This window comes from Hydrogenophaga sp. (genome assembly GCF_051858985.1).
Classification (GTDB): Bacteria; Pseudomonadota; Gammaproteobacteria; order Burkholderiales; family Burkholderiaceae_C; genus Hydrogenophaga.
Window position 1 is genome coordinate 165,591 of record NZ_JBHYGM010000004.1, and the last position, 20,678, is coordinate 186,268.

Genomic DNA, 20,678 nt, shown 5'->3' on the forward strand with positions numbered 1-20,678 from the left:
ACGCACCCGGCGCGGTCAAGGCGTCCTGCAGGGCAGCAGCGCGTCCAGCGCCGGTTCGTGGGCCTTCGTCTGCACGTCCATCAAGCCCAGCACGGTGTGAAAGAAGTGGTCGTGCGAGATTGGCTGATCCGACCTGGAGCGCACGCAATCCATCGACACGCCGTCGCGCGCCTGCAGGCCCGGCGAGAACCACGACACCATGGGCACCCGCGTCTGCTGGGTGGGCGCGATGGCGTAGGGCACGCCGTGCAGGTAGAGCCCGTTCTCGCTCAGCGACTCACCGTGGTCGGACACATAGATCAGCCCCGTGTCGTTCACACCCTGTTCCGAGCGGGTCTTGAGCCACGTCAGGGCAAGGTCCAGGAAATGGTCGGTGTAGGCGATGGTGTTGTCGTAGGCGTTCACCAGTTGCTCGCGCGGGCAGTCGGACAGGGTGTTGCTCCGGCACTCGGGCTGAAAGGGCTTTCGGTCGGGCGGTGTTCGCTTGAAATAGGCGGGGCCGTGGCTGCCCATCTGGTGCATCACCACCACCACGCCGCGGGCGCTGCGCACCGGGTCGAGCGCAGCCAGACGATCGTCCAGGCCCTGCAGCATGGCCGGGTCCAGGCACTCGCCTCCATCGCACAGGCCGTGCACCGGGTTGTCCGCAGGGCTCGCGTGGGGAACCCGGTTGCACACCCCCTTGCAACCGGCCTGGTTGTCGATCCAGAGCACGGCGAGTCCGGCGCGTTGCAACACGTCCAGCAGGTTCTCGTGCTCGGGCGTGCGGTCGCCTCCCTGCGCGCGCGTGAGCGGGGAGAAGAGACAGGGCACGGAGACCAGCGTGTTGGTCCCGCACGAGCTCGCCTGGCTGAAGTTCACCAGGCCCTCTTCGGCCCGCCAGCGCGCCAGCGCCGGTGTGGTGGCCCGCTCGTAGCCATTGAGCCCGAAATTCTGCGCACGCGCCGTCTCGCCCACCACCAGCAGCAGCAGGGGAGGCCGCGCCTGGTGGACGTAGCTGGCGCCCAGCTTCGCGTCTTCACCCACCGGCTTGAGCGCGGTCACCTGCCTCGGCAACTGGTCACTGGCCAGCCGCGCACCGGCGTACACCGTGTTGAGCGGGTTGACCATGTAGCGCAGGTCCTTGTGGTTGCGCATGAGCGAGGCCAGGTCCTGGTAGCAGAGCAAGGCCATGGCCACCGAGAGCGCCACGCCGGTGGCCACGCCCAGCAGATTGCGCCCGGTCTGCGGCAGCCAGCCGCGAAAGGCCAATGGCCGGCGCCAGATCCACCACAGCGCCGGCCCGGCCACCAGCAGCACGGCGGCGAGCAGTTGCACCGACCACAGATCGCGCACCTCGCGCACGTCGGTGTGGACCACGTTGGCGAACATGGTGGGATCGATCACCGCGCCGTACTGCCACATGAAGTGGCTGCTGAACGCACTCACCAGCACGAGCGCGGAAGCCACCACGCGGAACACGCGCGGCCACGCCACCAGCGACAGCAGGGCGGCCAGGGCCCCCACGAGCACGAGGCCCAGGCCCGCGAGCAATGGCAGGCGGTGGGCATTCGAAACCGTCAGCAGTTCGACGTGTTGCCACAGGGGCACGTTGCCCACCACCGCGATCCACACGGCCAGCGACCAGACCCGCACGACGGGGCGTGGCACGCGCTCCGGGAACACCGAATCGCTTCGTGGCCAGGGAATGGGAAATCGAACAAGAGGGAAGGCCGACATCGACAGCTCGCGGGCGTACCAGCACATGCTGGCGACCGGAGCATCGGTGGCCCGGGTTAAATCAGCCTTATGTGATCGGCCAGCGCAGGCTGAACCGCGTGGTCATGGGCAGATCACCACCGTCTCGCTCGAGCGTGGCACCGAGCTCCTCGGCGATCCGCACAACCAGTCGCAGCCCGAGGCCCAGTCCCATCGGGCCATCGGCGTGCGGCCGGGCGCGTGCACCCGAGCGCTGGCCGTCATCGCTGACGGAAACCCCCAGCGCCTCGGCAGTGCGCCAGACACGGATCGCCACCTGCGTGCCGGCTGGCGTGTGGCGCAACGCGTTCTCGATCAGGTTGCGAAGCGCCAGTTCGAGCAGCAAGGGCTGTGTGGTCACCGTCACGGGCTGCTCCGGTTGATCGAGCGAGAGTTCGTGACCACTCTGAAAAGCGGCCGGCGCATGCGATGCGATCAGGCTGGAGGCCGCGGCACCCAGGTCCACCGCCTGCCAGGCGGGTCCCTCGCCCTGCGGTCCCCCGCGCTGGGCGCGAGCCAGGTCCAGCAACTGCGCCAGGATCTGGCCGGCGCGCAGCGCAGCGGCTTCAAGTTGCGCCAGCCGCTCGGGCGACGGATCGTGCTGGGCAGCGCCCGCTTGCAGGGTCAGCGCGGCCAGTGGCGTGCGCAACTCGTGGGCCACATCGGACGCGAACGCGCGCTCACGCCGGGCGCGGGCCTGCAGGGAATCGACCAGCGAGTTGATGGCCGTGACGGTGCTGGAGAACTCGCGGAAACGGTGCGTGGTGTCCAGCTGTTGCCCGGCCATGCGATCGAGGGCCGCCACGTCGCTGGAGAGCCGGTCCAGCGGGCGCAGGCCACGCCTCAGGGCCCACCAGAGGAGCAGCGCCACCAGCGGCAGGATGAGCAATGCCGGGCGCGCGAGCTTGAGCGCCATGTCGCGAGCGAGATCGAGCCGCTGGTCCATGTTCATCAGCACCGCCACGCGCGCACCACCCTGCTCGGCCACGTAGACACGCCAGCGCGCGCGGCCATTCGCGGTGTTCTGCTCCCGTTGCAGGAAACCGGCGGCGGGCGGTTGCTCCAGCCCCAGCGCGGAGGCCAGTCGGTGGGTGTCTGTGACGACCTGCCGATCGGCCCAGCGGATCACGGCCACATCCTGCACATAAGCGAGCGGCCGGTCCTCGCCGATGGGCGTGGGAGACGCCTGCGTCGGCCCGTTCACGGTGGCCAGCCAGAGGCGCGCCACCGCCACCAGTTGACCGTCGGTCACTTCCTCGGCCTCGTGATGACCGGTGTACCAGGCCACCAGCAGCAAGGTCGTCCACACGACCAGCAGCGCACCGACCACCCAGCTCCAGAGGTAGCGCCACAACGAGGGCTGCCGAGTGGTGGTTGCGGGGAAACCCGCCATCAGGCACCACCGTCGTGTCGCGGCACGAAGTAGCCCACGCCGCGCACGGTCCTGATCAGCTGCTCGCCCAGTTTGCGTCGCAGGTGGTGGACGTGGACTTCGATGGCATTGCTCTCCAGCGCCTCGCCAAATCCGTACAGCGACGACTCCAGGCGCGACTTGGACAGCACCTGCGGACGCGCCTGAAGCAGGGCGAGCAGCAGGGCAAACTCCTTGCCGCCCAGCGACACCGGCTGACCTGCGCGCAGCACGGTGTGCGTTGCTGGGTCGACCACCAGTTCGCCGTGTTCGATCACCGGGTTGCTGCGGCCTCCCGCGCGCCGCAGCATGGCGCGCAGGCGGGCCAGCAGCTCGTTGGCATCGAAGGGCTTGACGATGTAGTCGTCCGCGCCGCTGTCCAGTCCGCCGATGCGGTCGCTGACACCATCGCGCGCGGTCATGATGAGCACGGGCAGGTCGTTGCGAGGCAAGCTCTCACGGCCCGCCACCGGCGCCGCCTGCCGTCGCACGCGCGCCAGCAGGTCGATGCCGTCGCCATCGGGCAAGCCCAGGTCCAGCACCATCACGTCGAAAGGCTCGACGCACAGCGCCAGCCAGGCGGCTTCCAGCGTGGTGCACAGGTCCACCGCGTAGCCAGCCTGGCGCATCGATGCCTGCAGGCCGCCGGCAATGCCGGGGTCGTCTTCCACCACGAGTGCGCGCATCGGGCTCCAGCTGGGTCGTTGAATCGGGGTCGCCATCGATTATGAGCGGCCGCCTTAAGGGACACTTAACCCGTCGACGGCATTCTGCGGCCGATGCAAAGAACTGCCCAACGTCCACCACCGCCGGGTCGGCTGGCCCTGTGGTGGACCATCACGGCCGTGCTCACCGGCCTCTGGGAGACCAGCGGTCTGGACACCGTGGTGCTCCAGTCCATCGGCACCTCCACCGGGTTCCCGCTGCAACACGCCTGGTGGCTGGAACGCGTGCTGCACGAGGGCGTGCGGCAGGTCGCCACCCTGGTGTTTGCCGCCCTCTGGGTCTGGGCGCTGTGGCCCGCGACGTCATCCCTGCGCCGGCGGGAGCGGTGGGTGGTGGCGTTGCTGGTGTCGCTGTCGTTGCTGGCGGTGAACCTGGTCAAGAACGCCAGCCTGACCAGTTGTCCGTGGGACTGGCGGCTGTTCGGCGGCGTGGCCGAGCCCGTGGCCCACTGGCGATGGGGCGTTGCCGATGGCGGCCCCGGGCGCTGTTTTCCCGGCGGTCATGCCTCCAGCGCGTTCGGCTTCATCGCCCTGTGCCTGCCCTGGCTCGCGCCACCTTCGGGCGCGCCACGCCAGCCGGCTCCGGGCTATCGGTGGCTGGCCGGCGTGGTGGTGGCCGGCCTGCTGGCGGGCGCGGTGCAGACGTTGCGCGGCGCGCATCCGCCGAGCCACACCCTGTGGACGCTGCTGATCTGCAGCGCCGTTTCGCTGGCGGGATGGCGGCTGCTGCGGCCCTGGCTCACCAGCCCAGGCCGAGTCGCAACGGCAGGTACACGAGCATCCCCGTGACGATGGTGCCGAGCACGCCGCGCTTCCAGAAGAACCAGGCCATGCCCGCGGCCGCCGCGAAGAGTCGCGCGTCGCGCCAGGTGGCGATCAGCTCACCCTGCGTCATCACGATCTCGGGTATCACCACGGCCGCCAGCGCGGCGATGGGGGCGTACTGCAGGCCGCGCTGAGCCCAGTGCGGCAACGTCCAGGGCTTGCTGGAGATGAAGAAGAAGCCGCGCGTGATCACCGTGATGCAACCGAGCAGCACGATGGTGACCAGCGTCGTGAGGTCGACGTCAAGCATGGCGCGCCCCTGCGCCGGGTTCTTGCGGCCTCAGTTTCTCCAGCACCAGGCAGATCGCCACCGCGCTCGCGATGGCGACCAGGATGTTGAGCTTGAGCGGCAACGCCCAGGCTGCGACCGCCGCCGCGCCCGCCACGCCGGCCGACACCACGCGCAGCTTGGACGACGCCAGCGAACACAGCACGCCCAGCAACGCCAGGATGCCGGCAAATCCCAGACCCCAGGCGAGCGGAATGGCATTGGCCAGCGCAATGCCGAGCAGGCTCATCGACATCCAGGCCACGTAGTTCACAGCGCAGTTGCCCATGAGGTAGGCCTGCTGCTTCGCGAGTTCTTCCGGCGTGGCGCCCACGTGCGGAAAGCGGCGCGCAAAAAACACGTAGCTCAGGTCGCCGGTGACGTAACCCGTGACCAGGCGCTGCCAGCGCGGCAGGTGCATGAGATAGGGCCGCAGGTGGGCGGAGAACACCACGAAGCGCAGGTTCACACAGAAGGCCGCGGCCAGGATCACCCACATGGGCGCACCCGCGGTGATCATGGGCACGGCGGCGAGCTGGGCGCTGCCCGCGTAGACGATCAGTGTCATGAGCACCGCCTCCAGCACCGACAGGCCCGACTGCACCATGGCCACGCCGGTCATCAGGGCCCAGGCGCCAATGCCCATGGCCACGCTGGTCTGGTCACGCACGCCCTCCCAGAACTCCTCATGGGCGCGGTGTTCACGCAGGTAGAACATCAGCCACCCGCCTTCGAGGACGTGGCCGCATCGAACACCTGCCCGGCGCGCAGGCCGAACCCGCGCAGGAACTCAGACGCCGGCAGCCGCTTGCCGCCAGCGCGCTGGAGTTCGGTCAGCACCAGCACGCCGTCACCGGCCTGCACCCCGATGCCGTCGTCGCCCACCGCCAGCACCGTGCCCGGCGCTTCATGTCCGGTGCCGCTCGCCGTGTGCGCCGCCCACACCTTCACCGAATCCCCGCCCAGCGAGGCGTGCGCGCCCGGAAACGGGTTGAAGGCGCGCACGCGCCGCGCCAGCAACGCGGCCGGCAAGGTCCAGTCCAGCGAAGCCTCGGCCTTCTCGATCTTGTGCGCGTAGGTGACGCCTTCGGCCGCTTGCGGCTCGGCATGCAATCCGCCGCAGGCAGCGATTTCCAGCGCCTCGACGATGAGCCGCGCGCCGAGTGTTGCCAGCCGGTCGTGCAGGCTGCCAGTGGTGTCGTCCTCGCGGATGGGCAGGGTTTCACGCAGCAGCATGTCGCCCGTGTCCAGGCCCGCGTCCATCTGCATGATGGTCACGCCGGTCTGAACGTCGCCGGCTTCGATGGCACGGTGGATGGGCGCCGCACCCCGCCATCGCGGCAGCAGCGAAGCGTGGATGTTGAGGCAGCCCAGGCCGCGCCCGCGCTGGCGCATCTCGTCCAGCACCCACTGCGGCAGGATCAGGCCGTAGGCGGCCACGACCATCGCGTCGGCTCCCGCGGCCTCGATCGCTTCGCGTGCAGCGGCTGCATCCTGCGGGAACTTGCCGTCCAGCCGCAGGCTGCGCGGCTGCGCGAGCGCGAGGCCATGCTCCAGCGCCAGCTGCTTCACGGGCGAGGCCTGCAGTTTCATGCCGCGCCCGGCGGGACGGTCGGGCTGTGTGAGCACCAGCGGCACCTGGAAACCCGCCGCCAGCAGACGCTCCAAGGCGGCGCGCGCGAATTCCGGCGTGCCGGCAAAAACCAGTTTCATGCAATGCCTGAGAAAGGGAGGTGGACGCGCTTCACATGCGATCGGGGGGATCGTCGCGCGTGGCCTCATCGGTGAACATCAGCTTTCGCACGACGCCCTCGGGGTCGATGTGCAGGTGCGCCTGGTGGGGTGAATTCGCCTCCAGGAAACGGTAGGTCCAGACATCGCCGCGAAAGCTGGCCACGCGCTCGATGAGCGCGGGGCGCCCCAGGTTCTGCAGCACATCCGCGCGGCTCCAGCGGTCCAGGGCGATGTTTCGCTGCAGCCAGTTGATGTCCATCACCTGCTCGACTCGGCGCAGTCGCCCGCTGGCGTCCAGGTCCAGGTTGTAGACCTGCTGCCCTCCGGGCTGGCGGGAATACTGCAGGCGCCGGCCATCGGGCAACGGGTACTCGGCGGTCGGGGTGCCCAGGCGCTCCTCGATCTGCGCGCGCGGTGTACCCGGATCGATGCGCTCCGGAATGCCCATGCAGCCGGTCAGCGCCCACACGACGAGTCCTGAAAGTGCCCCCCGCACGGTGCGGCGGATCGTCGTCGTGTGGAAAGTGTTCATGCGCGCAGTGCCTCTCGTTGTGCCTTGACCATCTTCGATTTGATGCGCCCCTGCTTCAGGGGCGACAGGTACTCCACAAAGACCTTGCCCAGCAGATGGTCCATCTCGTGCTGGATGCACACGGCCAGCATGCCCTGCGCCTCGATGACGCGTTCCACGCCCTCGGCGTCAAGCGCACGCACCCGCACGGCGGTGGAACGCTCCACGCCGTCGTAGATGCCCGGTACGGAAAGGCAGCCCTCCTCGCCCTTGCGCTTCTCGGGGCTGGCCCATTCGATCACCGGGTTGATCAGCACCAGGGGTTGGTCGCGCGACTCACTCACGTCGATCACGATCAGGCGCTCGTGCACGTCCACCTGGGTGGCTGCCAGGCCGATGCCGTTGGCGTCGTACATGGTGTCGAACATGCGCCCGATCAGCGTGCGCAGGCGATCGTCGACCGCGGCCACGGGCCTGGCCACGGTGTGCAGGCGAGGATCGGGGTAGCGAAGGATCGTCAGAAGCGAGGGCGGGTTCATGAATTCGAGCGAAATGGACCGGGGGGTAATGGAGGCTTCCACTGTAGCCGGGCGACGGCTGGCGGCCAGCCGGGGACGAGCGGAAAACGATGTCGCTATTTTCGCCAATTTTGCGACGGAGCGTGAAATGCCACCGCCATTTACATTGCCTAATCAATGGCTTGGGCGCAAAATCAAATGCGAATTGTCAAGACACGAGCACCGTCGGCGAGCGCTTGCCAGCCCCACATGGAGGGTGGCAATCCGACCACCGGAGGTTGCCGCCCAGGGGCCACCACATGCCATCGAACACCCGCCTGTCCGCCAACTTCCGTCCCACGCGCACGCTGCGCCCCTTGGCCTGCGCCACGGCCGCAGTGCTCGGCTTGCTGGCGGTGAGCAGCGCCTCCGCCCAGAATTTCCCCATCACCCCTGGCCAGCGCGCCACGGCCGACCAGGTAGCCCAGGCCGGTGTGCCGCTGTCCGAGCTGGCGCCCAACGCGCCCGACAGCTACACCATCAAGCGCGGCGACACCCTCTGGGCCATTTCCGGCATCTTCCTCAAGACACCGTGGCGCTGGCCCGAGTTGTGGGGCATGAACCGCCAGGACATCCAGAACCCGCACCGCATCTACCCGGGCCAGGTGCTCTACCTGGACAAGTCGGGTGGCCGTGCGCGCCTCCTGACGTCCCGCCCCAACGGCAGCGGCGACCTGGAAACGGTGCGCGTGACGCCGCGCACCCGTTTTGAGAGCCTGGGCGAATCGGCCATCCCGCCGGTCTCGCTGCAAGCCATCGAGTCGTTCCTCACCGAACCCATGATCGTCGACGAGGCCACCTTCTCGCGCGCGCCGCGCATCGTGGCCACGCAGGAGAACCGCGTGCTGCTCAGCCGCGGTGACCGCGCCTATGCGCGCGCCCTCTATGGCGACAGCCCGCAAGGCGAACCCCTGGCCGTGGTCGACGGCAAGTCGATCGACTACCGCGTGTTCCGCAACGCCACGCCGCTGAAGGATCCCACCACGGGCGAGGTGCTGGGCTACGAGGCCCAGTACGTGGGCAAGGCCCAGCTCGTCTCTGGCGAAACCCGGCGCGAGACCACGGCCAGCAACGGCACGGTGGCCAGCGAGCTCGTCCCCGCCGCCATCGACATCGTCGCGGCCAAGGAAGAGATGCGCGTGGGCGACCGCATGCTGCCCGAACCCGAGCGCGAACTCAGCAACTACGTGCCACGCGCGCCGGAGACCGCGCAGAACGGCCAGGTGGTATCCGTGTACGGCAACGCCGTGAACTACGCGGCGCAGAACCAGGTGGTGACCATCAACCGGGGCCGAGCCCACGGTGTGGAGCGCGGCCATGTGCTGGCGCTTCAGCGTGAGGCCAACAGCCTGACCGACACCACCGACCAGGCCCGTCCGCAGATTCGCCTGCCCGGTGAGCGCAACGGCCTGATGATGGTGTTCCGCACCTTCGACAAGGTGTCCTACGCGCTGGTGCTGCAGATCAGCACCGGTGTGAAGGTGGGCGACCGCTTCAGCAATCCCTGAGGGCGCCGATGCCGAGGGAGGAACTGGCCGCCTGGCTGCGGCTCATGCTCACGCCAGGCGTGGGCACCGAATCTGCAAGAAAGCTGCTCGCCGCCTTTGGCCTGCCGCAAGACATCTTCGAGCACGATCCCGCTGCCTGGCAATCGGTGGTGGGCACGCGTGCGGCGCGCGCGCTGACCGCGCTCCCCGACAAGCTCGACGCCGAGGTGGATCGGCTCCAGGCCTGGCTGGCCGAAGACGCCCACCGCCATGTGCTCACCCTCGGTGACTTGCACTACCCGACCGAGCTCCTGCAGATGGTTGACCCGCCGCTGATGCTTTACGTGCAGGGCGATGTGCAGGCACTGCACCACCCACGCCGGCTGGCCATGGTGGGCAGCCGCAATCCCACGCCGCAGGGCGAAGCCAACGCGCGGCAGTTTGCCCACGCGCTCGGCGAAGCGGGTGTGTGCGTGGTCTCGGGTCTGGCGCTGGGGGTGGACGGCGCGGCGCACGAGGGTGCGTTGCAGGCCGGCGCACCCACCATCGCGGTGGTCGGAACCGGGTTGGACCGGGTCTACCCCAAGCGACACCTGTCGCTGGCCCACCGCATCGGCGCACAAGGCGCGATCGTGAGCGAGTACCCCCTCGGCACGCCGCCGCTGGCCGCCCATTTCCCGCAGCGCAACCGCATCATCGCCGGCCTGTCGCAAGGCACGCTGGTGGTGGAGGCCGCCGTGCAGTCGGGCTCACTCATCACCGCGCGCCTGGCCCTGGAGCAAGGGCGTGAGGTGTTCGCCATTCCGGGTTCGATCCATTCGCCCCAGGCGCGCGGCTGCCATGCGCTGATCCGCCAGGGGGCCAAGCTCGTGGAATCGGCTCAGGACATCCTGGAAGACCTGCACCTGGTGCCCGCGCGCCCCGCGGAGCTGACGCTGGACCTGGACACCGACGCCGAAGGGGAAGACTCCCTGCTGGCCGCCATGGGCTTCGATCCGGTGAGCCTGGACGCACTGCAAGCCCGCACAGGGCTGGACACCGCCCGCCTTCAGGCGCGGCTGCTGGAACTGGAACTGCAAGGGGACGTGAGCCGCTTGCCCGGCGGATTGCTTCAGCGCCTCGGCCGAGGCTGAAGCGACCTCAGTTCAAGAGGCGTTCCGGATTCGCGTCGAGCTTGGCCAGCGCATCGCGCGTGGCGCGCACGGTCAGTGCTTCTTCCTCGCTCGGCACCAGCAGGCCCGCCTGCAGGTAGGCCGCCACGCGGTTGGACTGCACCAGGAAACAGCGCCCTCCGTTGGTGACGAACAGGTACAGCTGGCCGCGCTCGCTGCGCCAGGCCAGTTGCACACTGTTGAGCTTGCCGTTGTGGTCGAGGCCGAACCAGGATCCGATCTGCAACTCCACGGCCCAGGCGCGCATGGCTTCGTTGGGCTGGCTGCCGCCCTGGTTGATCACCTCGATGTTGCCGGCATCCACGCCGGTGATCATCTCGATGCTCTCGCTGTCGAGTTCGAGGTCGCCGACGCCATTGGCCGGCAGGTAGTCTTCAAGGTTGGCCAGCCGTTCGGAGAGGTTGTCCAGGCTCTCCTGCGAAATCGCCTCGGTGCGCGACATGAAGGCATCGGCCAGCGTGTCGCTCACCGACTTGATGTGCTGGTCCTGCATGCCGGCCGGAAAACCGAGCAGGCTCATGCCCTGGCGCAGGCGTTGCAGCAGGCCTGGCAGTTGCTGGATGACGCGTGCACGGTCGTTGCGGTTGGGCTTGGCGCTGGCCGCCCACAGCAGATCGGAGGCGACCTGCTTGAGCGCCGCGGTTTCTTCGTGGCGCAAGCCGTACTTCACGCTGGCCACGGCCAGCACGTCGACCCACACCTTGAACAGGAAGTCACGCACTTCGTCGCGCACCGGCACCTCGTCGAGCAACTTGCGCAGCTCGATGGTGTATTGCACCGACAGGGTTTCCTTCTGCTCCACCTGCTGCGCCACGCTGACGAAGCGGCTGGCCGTTCCCTGCTCACTGAGGTAGGTGGAGAGGAATTTCTGGAACTCGTCGAACACGAGCTGGAACACGCGGCGTCCGGTCTCGGGGTATTGCTCGATCACCTGCACCACACGCTTGATCTCGGATTCGAGTGCGGCCGAGCTGACATTGGACTCGAAACCCATGACGCACGAGCCCATGCGGTCGATCAGGCGGCGGGCCGGGTGCTGCAATGCGCTGAAGAACTCGGGCTCGGCCAGCGCGACCCGCAGCACCGGGATCTGCAGGCGCGCAAACCACACCCGCACGCTCGGGGGAATGCGCTCTTCGGCCAGGATGCTCTGGAACATCAGCGCCACCACCTCGATGGTCGCCTTCTCGGTGGGCGTGCTCGCGGCCTGCTTGAGCTCGACCGTTCGCTGCCGCAGCACCGTAGCGGCTTTCTCCACGTGGGTAGCGTCTACATACACGGGCGCGGGGCCCGAGGCTCCCGTGATGTACAGGCCCGCATTGGCGCTGCTGGAAGCCACCATGGAACGCTGCATGGCCTGCTGCAGGCCAGGCGATGGCGGCAAGACCTGCGTGGCCTCGAAGTCGCCACCGACGCGGTCCATGAGCATGCGCTTGAGCCGGCCCACCACGCCCTGAGCACGCATGCGCGCACGGGCCAGTGGCGAAGTGCCGGTCATCATGCGGGTTTCTTCGTGCACGCCCATGCCGGACGAATGGGGGCCACTGCGGCCGGCGCCCGCGCCGAAGTCGCTGCCCGAAGCCTGGCCGTTGGCAGATGGGCGGGCGCCTTGCGCCGACGGTCCCTGGCCGGCGGGCCGCATGCCCGGTGGCAGGTCGCGCCGGGGCGCTGCACTCGCCGGGCCTTCCGATCGGGTGCCCGGCATGCGCTTGACCAGCGCCTGCAGGTCGATTTCCTTCATCACACCGCTGGCAACCAAAAACTCATTGGCCGCCTTGTAGGCCTCGTGCAACTTGCTGGCCAGGATGGGCGACATGGCGTCGTGCACCAGCGTCCAGGCCTCGCGCGTCATGTGCGCGTCGAGCCATTGGTCGACCAGAATGCGGGCGATCACGTCGGGGAGCAACACGTCTCCCCGCGGCAGTTCCTGGCGGCCCTCCAGGTGCTGCACGCGCAACCGAAGTTCGTTCAGTTCACTCGACGACTTGTCGAGCACCTGCATGGCCAGCCGGGAGGCGAGGATCTGGTCGTCGATGGCGCCCTCGGCCACGAGTTCGAGCTGCCCCGAGACGCTGACCGGGTTGCCGGAGTTCGAGAAACGGGGCAGCAGCGTGCGCTGCAGCGACTTGCGGCTCTGGTTGAGCCAGGTGGTCTGGTTTTTCTGGAAGGTGGTCCAGGCGTCTCGCCGGGCCTGGATTTCACGCGCCGGACCCGCCTGGTCCAGCACCGACGTCAGGCGCGTGTCGCAGGCCTTGACGATTTCGGGAAGGGCACGCCCCACATGAACCACGAAGAGTTCACGTGCCTGTTTGGCCAGGGAAGAAACGTGCTGATCGGGTGGCGACACAATGTGTTCAGTATGACACGAATGGCTCCGTCAACACCCGGCCCACGGGCCGCTCCGGACCCGGGGAGGCCCGATCTTGGCGCTTAAACGACAGCTCCGGAGTTTGGATCGCCGGGGTCGCCGTCGTTCTTGGTACCGGAGGACTTGATCAGGTCTTCGCGCTTGATGCCCAGCCACATGGCGACCGCCGCACCCACGAACACCGAGGAATAGATGCCGAAACAGATGCCGATCGTGAGCGCCAGCGAGAAGTAAAAGAGCGTGGGGCCACCGAAGATCAGCATGGACAGCACCATGGCCTGGGTGGAACCGTGGGTGATGATGGTGCGACTGATGGTGGAGGTGATGGCGTGGTCGATGACCTGGTGGGGTGTCATCTTGCGCTGCCGGCGGAACGTCTCGCGAATGCGGTCGAAGATCACCACGGACTCGTTGACCGAGTAGCCCAGCACGGCCAGAACCGCAGCCAGCACGGCAAGCGAGAATTCCCACTGGAAGAAGGCGAAGAAGCCCAGGATGATGATCACGTCGTGCAGGTTGGCAATGATGGCCGACACCGCGTACTTCCATTCGAACCGGAAGGCCAGGTAGATCATGATGCCCACGATCACCAGGCCCAGCGCCTTGAGTCCATTGGCCACCAGCTCCTGCCCAACCTGTGGCCCCACGAACTCGGTGCGCCGCAGTTCCACGGCCGGGTTCTGTGCCTTGAGCGCCGCCAGCACCGTCTCGCTCTGCTGACCCGAACTCTGGCCCTGCATGGCAGGAAGGCGCAGCAGCACATCGCGCGACGTGCCGAAGTTCTGCACCGGAACCTCCTGGTAACCCAGTCCCTCGATGACCTTGCGCACCGATTCAAGATCGGCCGGCTGCTCGTAAGCGACCTCCATCACCGTGCCGCCCGTGAACTCCACTGACAGGTGCAGTCCGCGCGTGGTGAGAAAGAAGACCGCGGCGATGAATGTGATGAACGAGATCGCGTTGAGCACGAGGGCGTGCTTCATGAACGGGATGTCGCGGCGAATGCGGAAGAATTCCATGGTATGCGTCCTTGCTCAATCGCCCTTGACGGCGGGGGTCTGACCATCCGGCCGCCAGACAGTGCCGATGGAGACGGTCTTGAGCTTCTTCTGGCGGCCGTACCAGAAATTGACCACACCACGCGAGAAGAACACCGAGGAAAACATGCTGGTGACAATGCCCAGGCAATGCACCACGGCAAAACCCCGAACGGGACCCGAACCGAAGATCAGCAGCGCGACGCCGGCGATCAGCGAGGTGACGTTCGAGTCCAGGATGGTGGACCACGCATTGTCGTAGCCGGCGTTGATCGCCATTTGCGGCGAAGCACCGCGACGCAACTCTTCCCGTACGCGCTCGTTGATCAGCACGTTGGAATCGATCGCCATGCCCAGCGCCAGCGCCATGGCGGCGATACCGGGCAGCGTGAGTGTGGCCTGCAACATGGACAGCAGCGACACCAGCAGCAGCACATTGAACCCCAGCGCGAGACTGGAGAAAGCGCCGAACAGCGCGTAGTAGATGCACATGAACACCACGATGGCGATGAAGCCCCACAGCACACTGTTGAAGCCCTTTGCGATGTTCTCCGCGCCCAAGCTGGGGCCGATCGTGCGTTCTTCGACGATCTCCATGGGCGCCGCGAGCGAGCCAGCCCGAAGCAGCAACGCGGTGTCGGTCGCCTCGACGCTGGTCATGGCACCCGAGATCTGCACGCGTCCGCCACCGATTTCGCCGCGGATCACCGGTGCCGTCACCACCTCGCCGCGACCCTTCTCGAACAGGATGATGGCCATGCGCTTGCCGACGTTGTCGCGCGTGATGTCGCGGAACACGCGTGTGCCTTTGGCGTCCAGCGTGAGGTGCACGGCCGCTTCCTGGGTCTGGCTGTCGAAGCCGGCCTGAGCGTCCGTGAGGTTCTCGCCGGTCAGCAGGACCTCGCGCTTGACGATGACGGCGCGACCATTGCGCTCGGGATAACGTTCGGAGCCGAAAGGTACCGCCCCGGTCCCGCGTTCAGCAGCAAGTCCGTCGGTGCTCTCATCCACCAGCCGCAGTTCCAGCGTCGCGGTGCGGCCGAGAATGTCCTTCGCTTTCGCCGTGTCCTGCACACCCGGGAGTTGAACCACGATGCGGTCGATGCCCTGCTGCTGGATCACCGGCTCGGCCACGCCCAGTTCGTTGATGCGGTTGTGCAGGGTGGTGATGTTCTGCTTGAGTGCCTGCTCCTGGACGCGTCGGGCGGCTTCGGGAGCGATCGTGGCCAGCAAGCGGAAATCCGACGTTTCGGTGGTTTGCAGGTCGGCAAACTGGGTGCGCACCAGGTCGCGCGCTGTGGCCAGGGTCTGGGCATCACCAGCCCGCAGTTCGATCGTCTCGCCATTGCGTCCAATGCCGCCGTGGCGCACACCCCTCTCGCGCAGCAAGGTGCGCAGGTCGGCGGTCAGCACATCGGCGCGGCGCTGCAGGGCCGCGGCCATGTCCACCTGAAGCATGAAGTGCACGCCGCCGCGCAAATCAAGGCCGAGGTACATGGGCGAAGCACCGAGCGACGCCAGCCAGGCCGGCGTGCGCGGCAGCAGGTTGAGCGCCACGACATGTCCGGCGTCGGCAGGATCGGGGTTGAAGGCCTTGTCCAGCGCATCACGCGCCTTGAGCTGGGTGTCGGTGTCCTCGAAACGCACCTTGACCGAACTGGCGTCGAGCTGCACCAGCGAAGGCTGAATGCCCTGGGCTGCCAGCGTCTGCTCCACCCGCGTGATCGTGCCCGTGTCGATGCGCACCGTGGAGCGGCCCGCCGACACCTGCACGGCGGGTGATTCGCCAAACAGGTTGGGCAACGCGTAGATGGCGCTGACCACCAGAACGATCAGGATGATCGCGTACTTCCAGATCGGGTATCGGTTCATGAGCAGCGGGCCAAGGTGGCGTGAAAGGTATCCATCCAGAAACGCGGCGGAACCGGCTCCGCCGGGCCGCTCGCGTTGCCCCCTTGAGGGGGGAACGGGCCAGCCAATGCCGGCCCGTGCAGGGGTGCTTATTTGATCGTGCCTTTGGGCAGCACCTGGACCACGGCGGTGCGCTGCATCTGGACTTCCATCCCGTCGGCAAGTTCCACACCGACGTAAATTTCACCGATCTTGGACACCTTGCCGAGGAAACCACCGGCGGTGACGACCTCGTCGCCCTTGGCCAGCGCCTCGACCAGGGCCTTGTGCTCCTTCTGGCGCTTGAGCTGGGGGCGGATCATCACGAAATACAGCACCACGAACATCAGCACCAGCGGCAGCATGCCCAGCAGGGTCGATTGGGTGTCGCCACCGGCAGCGGCTTGGGCGTAGGCAGAGGAAATGAACACGGGAGGTCTCCAACAGATTCAGGGTCACGACAATGCCAATCGCCCGGGGCGCCTGAAAGGCGCGGCCGGGCGGCCTGCACTCAACCGGCCATTGTATGCGGCGGTTCGCGTGGCCTTCAAGCAGCGCGGGCCATGGCCGGGGATGTGCCGGCCTGCTGCCATTGGGCCAGCAGCGCGTCGCGCCGGCCTCGTGCGGCGACCAGGTTGCGTTCCTTGACGTGGCCGAAGCCCTTGATCTGCTCGGGCAGGCGCGCCAGATCCACGGCCACCGCGTGGTTGAACTCATTCAGGTTGCCGAGCAAGGCTTCCACGTCGGCCCGGTATTCGGCGATGAGTGCGCGCTCGGTGCGGCGTTCCTCGGTGCGACCAAAGATATCGAGCGCCGTTCCGCGCAGGCCCTTGAAGCGGGCCAGCACCCGGAACACCGTGAACATGAAAGGGCCAAAGGGACGCTTGATCAGCTCGCCCCGCGCGTTCTTCTTTGCAATCAGCGGGGGCGCCAGGTGCACCTTGAGCTTGAAGTCGCCTTCGAACTGGCTGGCCAGGCGGGCGTGGAAGCTGGGGTCGCTGTGCAGTCGGGCCACTTCGTACTCATCCTTGTAGGCCATGAGCTTGAAAAGGTTGCGCACCACGGCCTCGCTCAGTGTGGACTTGCCCAGGGCTGCCTCGGCGGTGCGCACCCGGGCCACGAAATGTTCGTATTCACCCGCGTAGGCCCGGCTCTGGTAACCGGTGAGGAACTCCACCCGACGTGCGATCAGGTCGTCCAACGATTCGCGCTTCTTGAACTGGATCACCTGCTCGCCCGCACCGGTCTTCTGCCAGAGCGACTGCACCGCCTTGAGGTCGTGCGCGGCGCGGCGGCCCCACTCGAAGGCGACCTTGTTCTTGTCCACTTGCACGGCATTGAGTTCCATGGCGCGCATGAGCGCGGCAAGACCCAGCGGCACCCAGCCGCGCTGCCAAGCGTAGCCCAGCATCATGGGGTTGGTGTAGAGGCTGTCGCCCATGAGGCGCGTGGCGGCCGTCTCTGCATCGAAGACGCCAACGGCTTCCACGCCCAGGTTGCCCACGAGCGCGTCCACGCAAGCTTGCGCCGGGTTCTGCCAGTCGGCGTTGCGCACGAATGCCGCGGTGGGCGTGGCGTTGGCGTTCAGCGCCACGTGCGAGCGTCCCGCGCGCAGGCGCTGCCAGGTTTCCTTGTGGGCACTCACGATGGGGTCGCAGCCCAGCACGAGGTCGGCTGAGGCAGAGGCCACGCGCGTGGTGCGGATGTCGTCCTGGTGCGCGCCGATGATCACGTGGCTCCAGGTGGCGCCGCCCTTTTGCGCCAGGCCGGCCGCGTCCTGCGTGACGATGCCCTTGCCTTCCAGGTGCGCGGCCACGCCGAGCAACTGGCCGATGGTGATGACACCCGTGCCACCGACGCCGGCGACGATCACGCCCCACGGCTCGGTGCCCAGCACCGGCAGGGACGGATGGGGGAGGGCACCACCGGTCCATTCCACCTTGGCGCTCTTCTTGTCCTGCTTGCGCAACTGGCCACCTTCCACCGTGACGAAGCTCGGGCAGAAGCCCTTGACGCACGAGAAATCCTTGTTGCAGGTGCTCTGGTTGATGGTGCGCTTGCGGCCGAATTCGGTCTCCAGCGGCTCGACCGAGAGGCAGTTCGACTGCACGCCGCAATCGCCACAACCCTCGCACACCAGTTCGTTGATGACGACGCGCTTTTCCGGATCGACCATGGTGCCGCGCTTGCGGCGGCGACGCTTTTCGGTGGCGCAGGTCTGGTCGTAAATGATGACCGTGGTGCCCTTGATTTCGCGGAACTCGCGCTGCACGGCGTCCAGCGTGTCGCGGTGCTGGATGGCGATGCCCGAAGGCAGGCCGGTGACGCTGTCGTACTTCTCGGGCTCGTCGGTGACGATGGTGATCTTCACCGCGCCTTCGGCACGCATGCTCTGCGCGATCTGCACCACGCTGTGGCCCTCGGGGCGCTCCCCGACCTGCTGGCCACCGGTCATGGCCACGGCGTCGTTGTAGAGGATCTTGTAAGTGATGTTCACATCGGCCGCAATGCTCTGGCGCACCGCCAGCAGGCCGCTGTGGAAATAGGTGCCGTCGCCCAGGTTGGCGAACATGTGCTGGTCCTTGCTGAACGGTTGCTGGCCGACCCATGGCACGCCCTCGCCGCCCATCTGGGTGAAGCCCACGGTGGCGCGGTCCATCCAGATCGTCATGAAGTGGCAACCGATGCCAGCCATGGCGCGCGAACCTTCGGGCACCACGGTGCTGGTGTTGTGCGGGCAGCCCGAACAGAACCAGGGCTGGCGCTCGGCACCGGCCACGCCCTGCGTGAGCAGCGTCTGCAGCGACTGTTCCTGCGCGTTGAGGATCGCAAGCTGGGAATCGATGCGCGCCATCACGTCCTCGGGCACGCCACCCATCTTCTTCAGGCGCTTGGCAATGGCACGCGAAATGATCGCGGGCGACAGATCCGCATTGGCGCGCAGCAACGTGCGCGCGCTCGGGTTCGGCATGGACCACTCGCCGCCGCTGAAGTCGCCTTCGACTTCCTCGAACTTGCCCAGCACATTGGGCCGCACGTCAGGGCGCCAGTTGTAGAGCTCTTCTTTGAGCTGGTATTCGATGACCTGGCGTTTTTCCTCCACCACCAGGATCTCGCGCAGGCCGGTGGCGAACTCGCGCGTGGTCTGCGCTTCCAGCGGCCAGACCACCGCCACCTTGTGCAGGCGCAGACCGATGCGGCGGCAGGTGTCGTCGTCCAGCCCGAGATCGAGCAGGGCCTGGCGCGTGTCGTTGTAGGCCTTGCCGCTGGCGATCACGCCAAACCGGTCGTTCGGGCCGGCGATCACGTTGTGGTTGAGCTTGTTGGCACGGATGTAGGCCAGGGCGGCGTACCACTTGTAGTCGAACAGGCGCGCTTCCTGGTCCAGTGCGTGGTCGGGCCAGCGGATGTGCAGGCCGCCCGGAGGCATCTCGAACTCGGGAATCACGATGTTCACGCGATCGGGATCGATGAGGGCGGTGGCGCTGGACTCGACGATCTCCTGGATCGTCTTCATGCCGGACCAGACGCCGCTGAAGCGACTCATGGCGATGGCGTGCAGGCCCAGGTCCAGGATGTCCTGCACGGAGGTGGGGAAGAACACCGGCAGGCCGCAGGCCTTGAAGATGTGGTCGCTCTGGTGCGCGGCGGTGGAACTCTTGGCCACGTGGTCGTCACCGGCGACGGCGATCACGCCGCCCCAGGCGGTGGTGCCGGCCATGTTGGCGTGCTTGAACACGTCGGAACAGCGGTCGACCCCCGGGCCTTTGCCGTACCAGATGCCAAAGACGCCGTCGAACTTGTTGGTGCCGGGCGGCGCAAAGCCCAGTTGCTGGGTGCCCCAGAGCGCGGTGGCCGCCAGCTCTTCGTTCACGCCGGGCTGGAACACGATGTTCTGCGCTTTCAGGAAGGGCGCGGCTTTCTGCAGGGCCTGGTCGTAACCGCCGAGCGGCGAGCCCCGGTATCCGCTGATGAAGCCCGCGGTGTTCTTGCCCTGCAGGGCGTCTCGCTGGCGCTGCAGCATGGGCAGCTTGACCAGCGCCTGCACGCCACTCATGAAAGCGCGCCCGGTGTCCAGTGCGTACTTGTCGTCGAGCGTGACGGTTTCCAGTGCGCGGCGGATGTGTTCGGGCAGGGGGGCGTTCATGGGTTTTGTCTCCGGGTTGGACGGTTCGCTTCGTGGGCGCGTCGTTTCAGGTCGTGGGAAGGGGCGGGCATCGGGTAGATGTCCGCCCCCAGTGTGGCGCACAGTGTATGCCCGGGTGGCTGACAGGTGTTTGCGTTTGATGCTCGATTTCCCCGACGTCCAGAAAGAATCTTTCTAGAATTGCGCCACCATGGAAACACTCGACAAGTTTGACATCGCCATCCTGCAAGAACTGCAAACCGATGGCCGCCTGACCAACGCCGAACTGGCGCAGCGCGTGGGCCTGTCCGCGGCGCCTTGCTGGCGCCGGGTGCGCGCGCTGGAGGAGGCGGGATTCATCCGGGGCTATCGGGCGGAAATCGACCGCGAGAAGATCGGCCTGGGCGTGCTGGCCTTCGTGCGGCTGGACGCCGACCGGAACAGCGGCGACGTCACCCGCACCATGGAGAACGCGATCCGGGGCATTCCCGAGGTGGTGTCGTGCCACTACATCAGCGGTTCCGGCACCTTCGAACTGCAGGTGGTCAGTCGGGACCTGAACCACTTCAGCCAGTTCGCGCGCGAAGTGCTGCTCAACCTCCCCAATGTGAAGGACCTGCACACCAGCTTTTCCCTCGGAGAAGTGAAGTCCGGTAGCGCCTTGCCGCTGTCGCATTTGTTAGCCAGAAGTACGAGCACGGCAAAAACGCCGTGAACTTGAGCACTTTTGTGCACCGCTCATCCCCGTCTTTTAACCGTTGACTGACAAAGTCGCTGTAAGTGCTTGAAAAGTGTGAGATTTTTCCATCAGTGAACCTTGCGGGGGTGGG

At 67.0% G+C, this 20,678-nt stretch carries 17 protein-coding genes; 4 read left to right on the top strand and 13 right to left on the bottom strand.

Annotated features, from left to right (window positions below):
* Nucleotides 1-15: 15 nt before the first annotated feature.
* The 3 genes from ACTIEY_RS17810 to ACTIEY_RS17820 are packed head-to-tail and all read right to left on the bottom strand — an operon-like array spanning nt 16 to nt 3,834.
* Nucleotides 16-1,746 carry a phosphoethanolamine transferase gene (locus ACTIEY_RS17810; protein ID WP_439520484.1) on the bottom strand — a complete coding sequence of 577 codons (1,731 nt, stop codon included), beginning with the start codon at nt 1,744-1,746 and terminating at the stop codon, nt 16-18.
* A gap of 40 nt (nt 1,747-1,786) precedes the next feature.
* Nucleotides 1,787-3,130: a sensor histidine kinase gene (locus tag ACTIEY_RS17815; RefSeq protein WP_439520485.1), complete on the bottom strand. Its 1,344-nt coding sequence runs from the start codon at nt 3,128-3,130 to the stop codon at nt 1,787-1,789.
* On the bottom strand, nt 3,130-3,834 hold the full coding sequence (locus tag ACTIEY_RS17820) for a response regulator (protein ID WP_439520486.1): 705 nt from the start codon (nt 3,832-3,834) through the stop codon (nt 3,130-3,132). Before ACTIEY_RS17820 ends, ACTIEY_RS17815 begins: the two co-directional genes overlap by 1 nt.
* 93 nt (nt 3,835-3,927) lie before the next feature.
* On the opposite strand from ACTIEY_RS17820, the gene ACTIEY_RS17825 reads away from it, so the two are divergent.
* Complete coding sequence (locus ACTIEY_RS17825; protein WP_439520487.1) at nt 3,928-4,662, top strand: phosphatase PAP2 family protein; 735 nt, start codon at nt 3,928-3,930, stop codon at nt 4,660-4,662.
* Here the strand turns inward: ACTIEY_RS17825 and ACTIEY_RS17830 are convergent.
* The 5 genes from ACTIEY_RS17830 to def are packed head-to-tail and all read right to left on the bottom strand — an operon-like array spanning nt 4,613 to nt 7,750.
* Entirely contained in the window at nt 4,613-4,948 is a 336-nt protein-coding gene (locus tag ACTIEY_RS17830; RefSeq protein ID WP_439520488.1) for an AzlD domain-containing protein, read from the bottom strand. The two genes, ACTIEY_RS17825 and ACTIEY_RS17830, sit on opposite strands and share 50 nt — an antisense overlap.
* A complete protein-coding gene (locus ACTIEY_RS17835) occupies nt 4,941-5,684 on the bottom strand; it encodes an AzlC family ABC transporter permease (protein WP_439520489.1) in 744 nt (247 codons plus the stop codon). The genes ACTIEY_RS17830 and ACTIEY_RS17835 overlap by 8 nt, the downstream gene beginning before the upstream one ends.
* The gene (fmt, locus tag ACTIEY_RS17840) at nt 5,684-6,679 is read right to left on the bottom strand and encodes a methionyl-tRNA formyltransferase (RefSeq protein ID WP_439520490.1); all 996 of its coding nucleotides are present in this window, start codon (nt 6,677-6,679) and stop codon (nt 5,684-5,686) included. Before fmt ends, ACTIEY_RS17835 begins: the two co-directional genes overlap by 1 nt.
* Before the next feature lie 31 nt (nt 6,680-6,710).
* Nucleotides 6,711-7,232: a hypothetical protein gene (locus tag ACTIEY_RS17845; protein ID WP_439520491.1), complete on the bottom strand. Its 522-nt coding sequence runs from the start codon at nt 7,230-7,232 to the stop codon at nt 6,711-6,713.
* Entirely contained in the window at nt 7,229-7,750 is a 522-nt protein-coding gene (gene def, locus ACTIEY_RS17850) for a peptide deformylase (RefSeq protein WP_439520492.1), read from the bottom strand. Before def ends, ACTIEY_RS17845 begins: the two co-directional genes overlap by 4 nt.
* A gap of 278 nt (nt 7,751-8,028) precedes the next feature.
* Here def and ACTIEY_RS17855 point away from each other — a divergent pair, with 278 nt between their 5' ends.
* Together ACTIEY_RS17855 and dprA are read left to right on the top strand one after the other, a co-directional pair.
* Nucleotides 8,029-9,276 (top strand): LysM peptidoglycan-binding domain-containing protein, encoded by a 1,248-nt coding sequence (locus tag ACTIEY_RS17855; protein WP_439520493.1) that lies wholly within the window; start codon nt 8,029-8,031, stop codon nt 9,274-9,276.
* An 8-nt stretch (nt 9,277-9,284) separates the two neighbouring features.
* A complete protein-coding gene (gene dprA / locus ACTIEY_RS17860) occupies nt 9,285-10,388 on the top strand; it encodes a DNA-processing protein DprA (RefSeq protein ID WP_439520494.1) in 1,104 nt (367 codons plus the stop codon).
* Nucleotides 10,389-10,395: 7 nt separating this feature from the next.
* On the opposite strand, the gene ACTIEY_RS17865 is transcribed toward dprA, so the two are convergent.
* The 5 genes from ACTIEY_RS17865 to ACTIEY_RS17885 all read right to left on the bottom strand — a co-directional run bounded on the left by ACTIEY_RS17865 (nt 10,396) and on the right by ACTIEY_RS17885 (nt 19,869).
* On the bottom strand, nt 10,396-12,774 hold the full coding sequence (locus ACTIEY_RS17865; protein ID WP_439520495.1) for a DUF1631 family protein: 2,379 nt from the start codon (nt 12,772-12,774) through the stop codon (nt 10,396-10,398).
* Between the two features lie 83 nt (nt 12,775-12,857).
* On the bottom strand, nt 12,858-13,814 hold the full coding sequence (gene secF, locus ACTIEY_RS17870) for a protein translocase subunit SecF (protein ID WP_439520496.1): 957 nt from the start codon (nt 13,812-13,814) through the stop codon (nt 12,858-12,860).
* Between the two features lie 15 nt (nt 13,815-13,829).
* Nucleotides 13,830-15,704, bottom strand: a complete 1,875-nt coding sequence (secD, locus tag ACTIEY_RS17875) for a protein translocase subunit SecD (RefSeq protein WP_439520497.1) — start codon at nt 15,702-15,704, stop codon at nt 13,830-13,832.
* A 128-nt stretch (nt 15,705-15,832) separates the two neighbouring features.
* Nucleotides 15,833-16,153: a preprotein translocase subunit YajC gene (gene yajC, locus ACTIEY_RS17880; RefSeq protein WP_439520498.1), complete on the bottom strand. Its 321-nt coding sequence runs from the start codon at nt 16,151-16,153 to the stop codon at nt 15,833-15,835.
* Nucleotides 16,154-16,269: 116 nt separating this feature from the next.
* Nucleotides 16,270-19,869 carry an indolepyruvate ferredoxin oxidoreductase family protein gene (locus tag ACTIEY_RS17885; RefSeq protein ID WP_439520499.1) on the bottom strand — a complete coding sequence of 1,200 codons (3,600 nt, stop codon included), beginning with the start codon at nt 19,867-19,869 and terminating at the stop codon, nt 16,270-16,272.
* 190 nt (nt 19,870-20,059) lie between these two features.
* On the opposite strand from ACTIEY_RS17885, the gene ACTIEY_RS17890 reads away from it, so the two are divergent.
* A complete protein-coding gene (locus tag ACTIEY_RS17890) occupies nt 20,060-20,563 on the top strand; it encodes an Lrp/AsnC family transcriptional regulator (RefSeq protein ID WP_439520500.1) in 504 nt (167 codons plus the stop codon).
* Nucleotides 20,564-20,678: the final 115 nt, after the last annotated feature.

Bases quoted from the DNA above. Each gene is read 5' to 3' on its own strand.
- ACTIEY_RS17810 (WP_439520484.1), bottom strand. From the start codon at position 1,746: ATGTGCTGGTACGCCCGCGAGCTGTCGATGTCGGCCTTCCCTCTTGTT.
- ACTIEY_RS17815 (WP_439520485.1), bottom strand. From the start codon at position 3,130: ATGGCGGGTTTCCCCGCAACCACCACTCGGCAGCCCTCGTTGTGGCGC.
- ACTIEY_RS17820 (WP_439520486.1), bottom strand. From the start codon at position 3,834: ATGCGCGCACTCGTGGTGGAAGACGACCCCGGCATTGCCGGCGGCCTG.
- ACTIEY_RS17825 (WP_439520487.1), top strand. From the start codon at position 3,928: ATGCAAAGAACTGCCCAACGTCCACCACCGCCGGGTCGGCTGGCCCTG.
- ACTIEY_RS17830 (WP_439520488.1), bottom strand. From the start codon at position 4,948: ATGCTTGACGTCGACCTCACGACGCTGGTCACCATCGTGCTGCTCGGT.
- ACTIEY_RS17835 (WP_439520489.1), bottom strand. From the start codon at position 5,684: ATGTTCTACCTGCGTGAACACCGCGCCCATGAGGAGTTCTGGGAGGGC.
- fmt (WP_439520490.1), bottom strand. From the start codon at position 6,679: ATGAAACTGGTTTTTGCCGGCACGCCGGAATTCGCGCGCGCCGCCTTG.
- ACTIEY_RS17845 (WP_439520491.1), bottom strand. From the start codon at position 7,232: ATGAACACTTTCCACACGACGACGATCCGCCGCACCGTGCGGGGGGCA.
- def (WP_439520492.1), bottom strand. From the start codon at position 7,750: ATGAACCCGCCCTCGCTTCTGACGATCCTTCGCTACCCCGATCCTCGC.
- ACTIEY_RS17855 (WP_439520493.1), top strand. From the start codon at position 8,029: ATGCCATCGAACACCCGCCTGTCCGCCAACTTCCGTCCCACGCGCACG.
- dprA (WP_439520494.1), top strand. From the start codon at position 9,285: ATGCCGAGGGAGGAACTGGCCGCCTGGCTGCGGCTCATGCTCACGCCA.
- secF (WP_439520496.1), bottom strand. From the start codon at position 13,814: ATGGAATTCTTCCGCATTCGCCGCGACATCCCGTTCATGAAGCACGCC.
- secD (WP_439520497.1), bottom strand. From the start codon at position 15,704: ATGAACCGATACCCGATCTGGAAGTACGCGATCATCCTGATCGTTCTG.
- ACTIEY_RS17885 (WP_439520499.1), bottom strand. From the start codon at position 19,869: ATGAACGCCCCCCTGCCCGAACACATCCGCCGCGCACTGGAAACCGTC.
- ACTIEY_RS17890 (WP_439520500.1), top strand. From the start codon at position 20,060: ATGGAAACACTCGACAAGTTTGACATCGCCATCCTGCAAGAACTGCAA.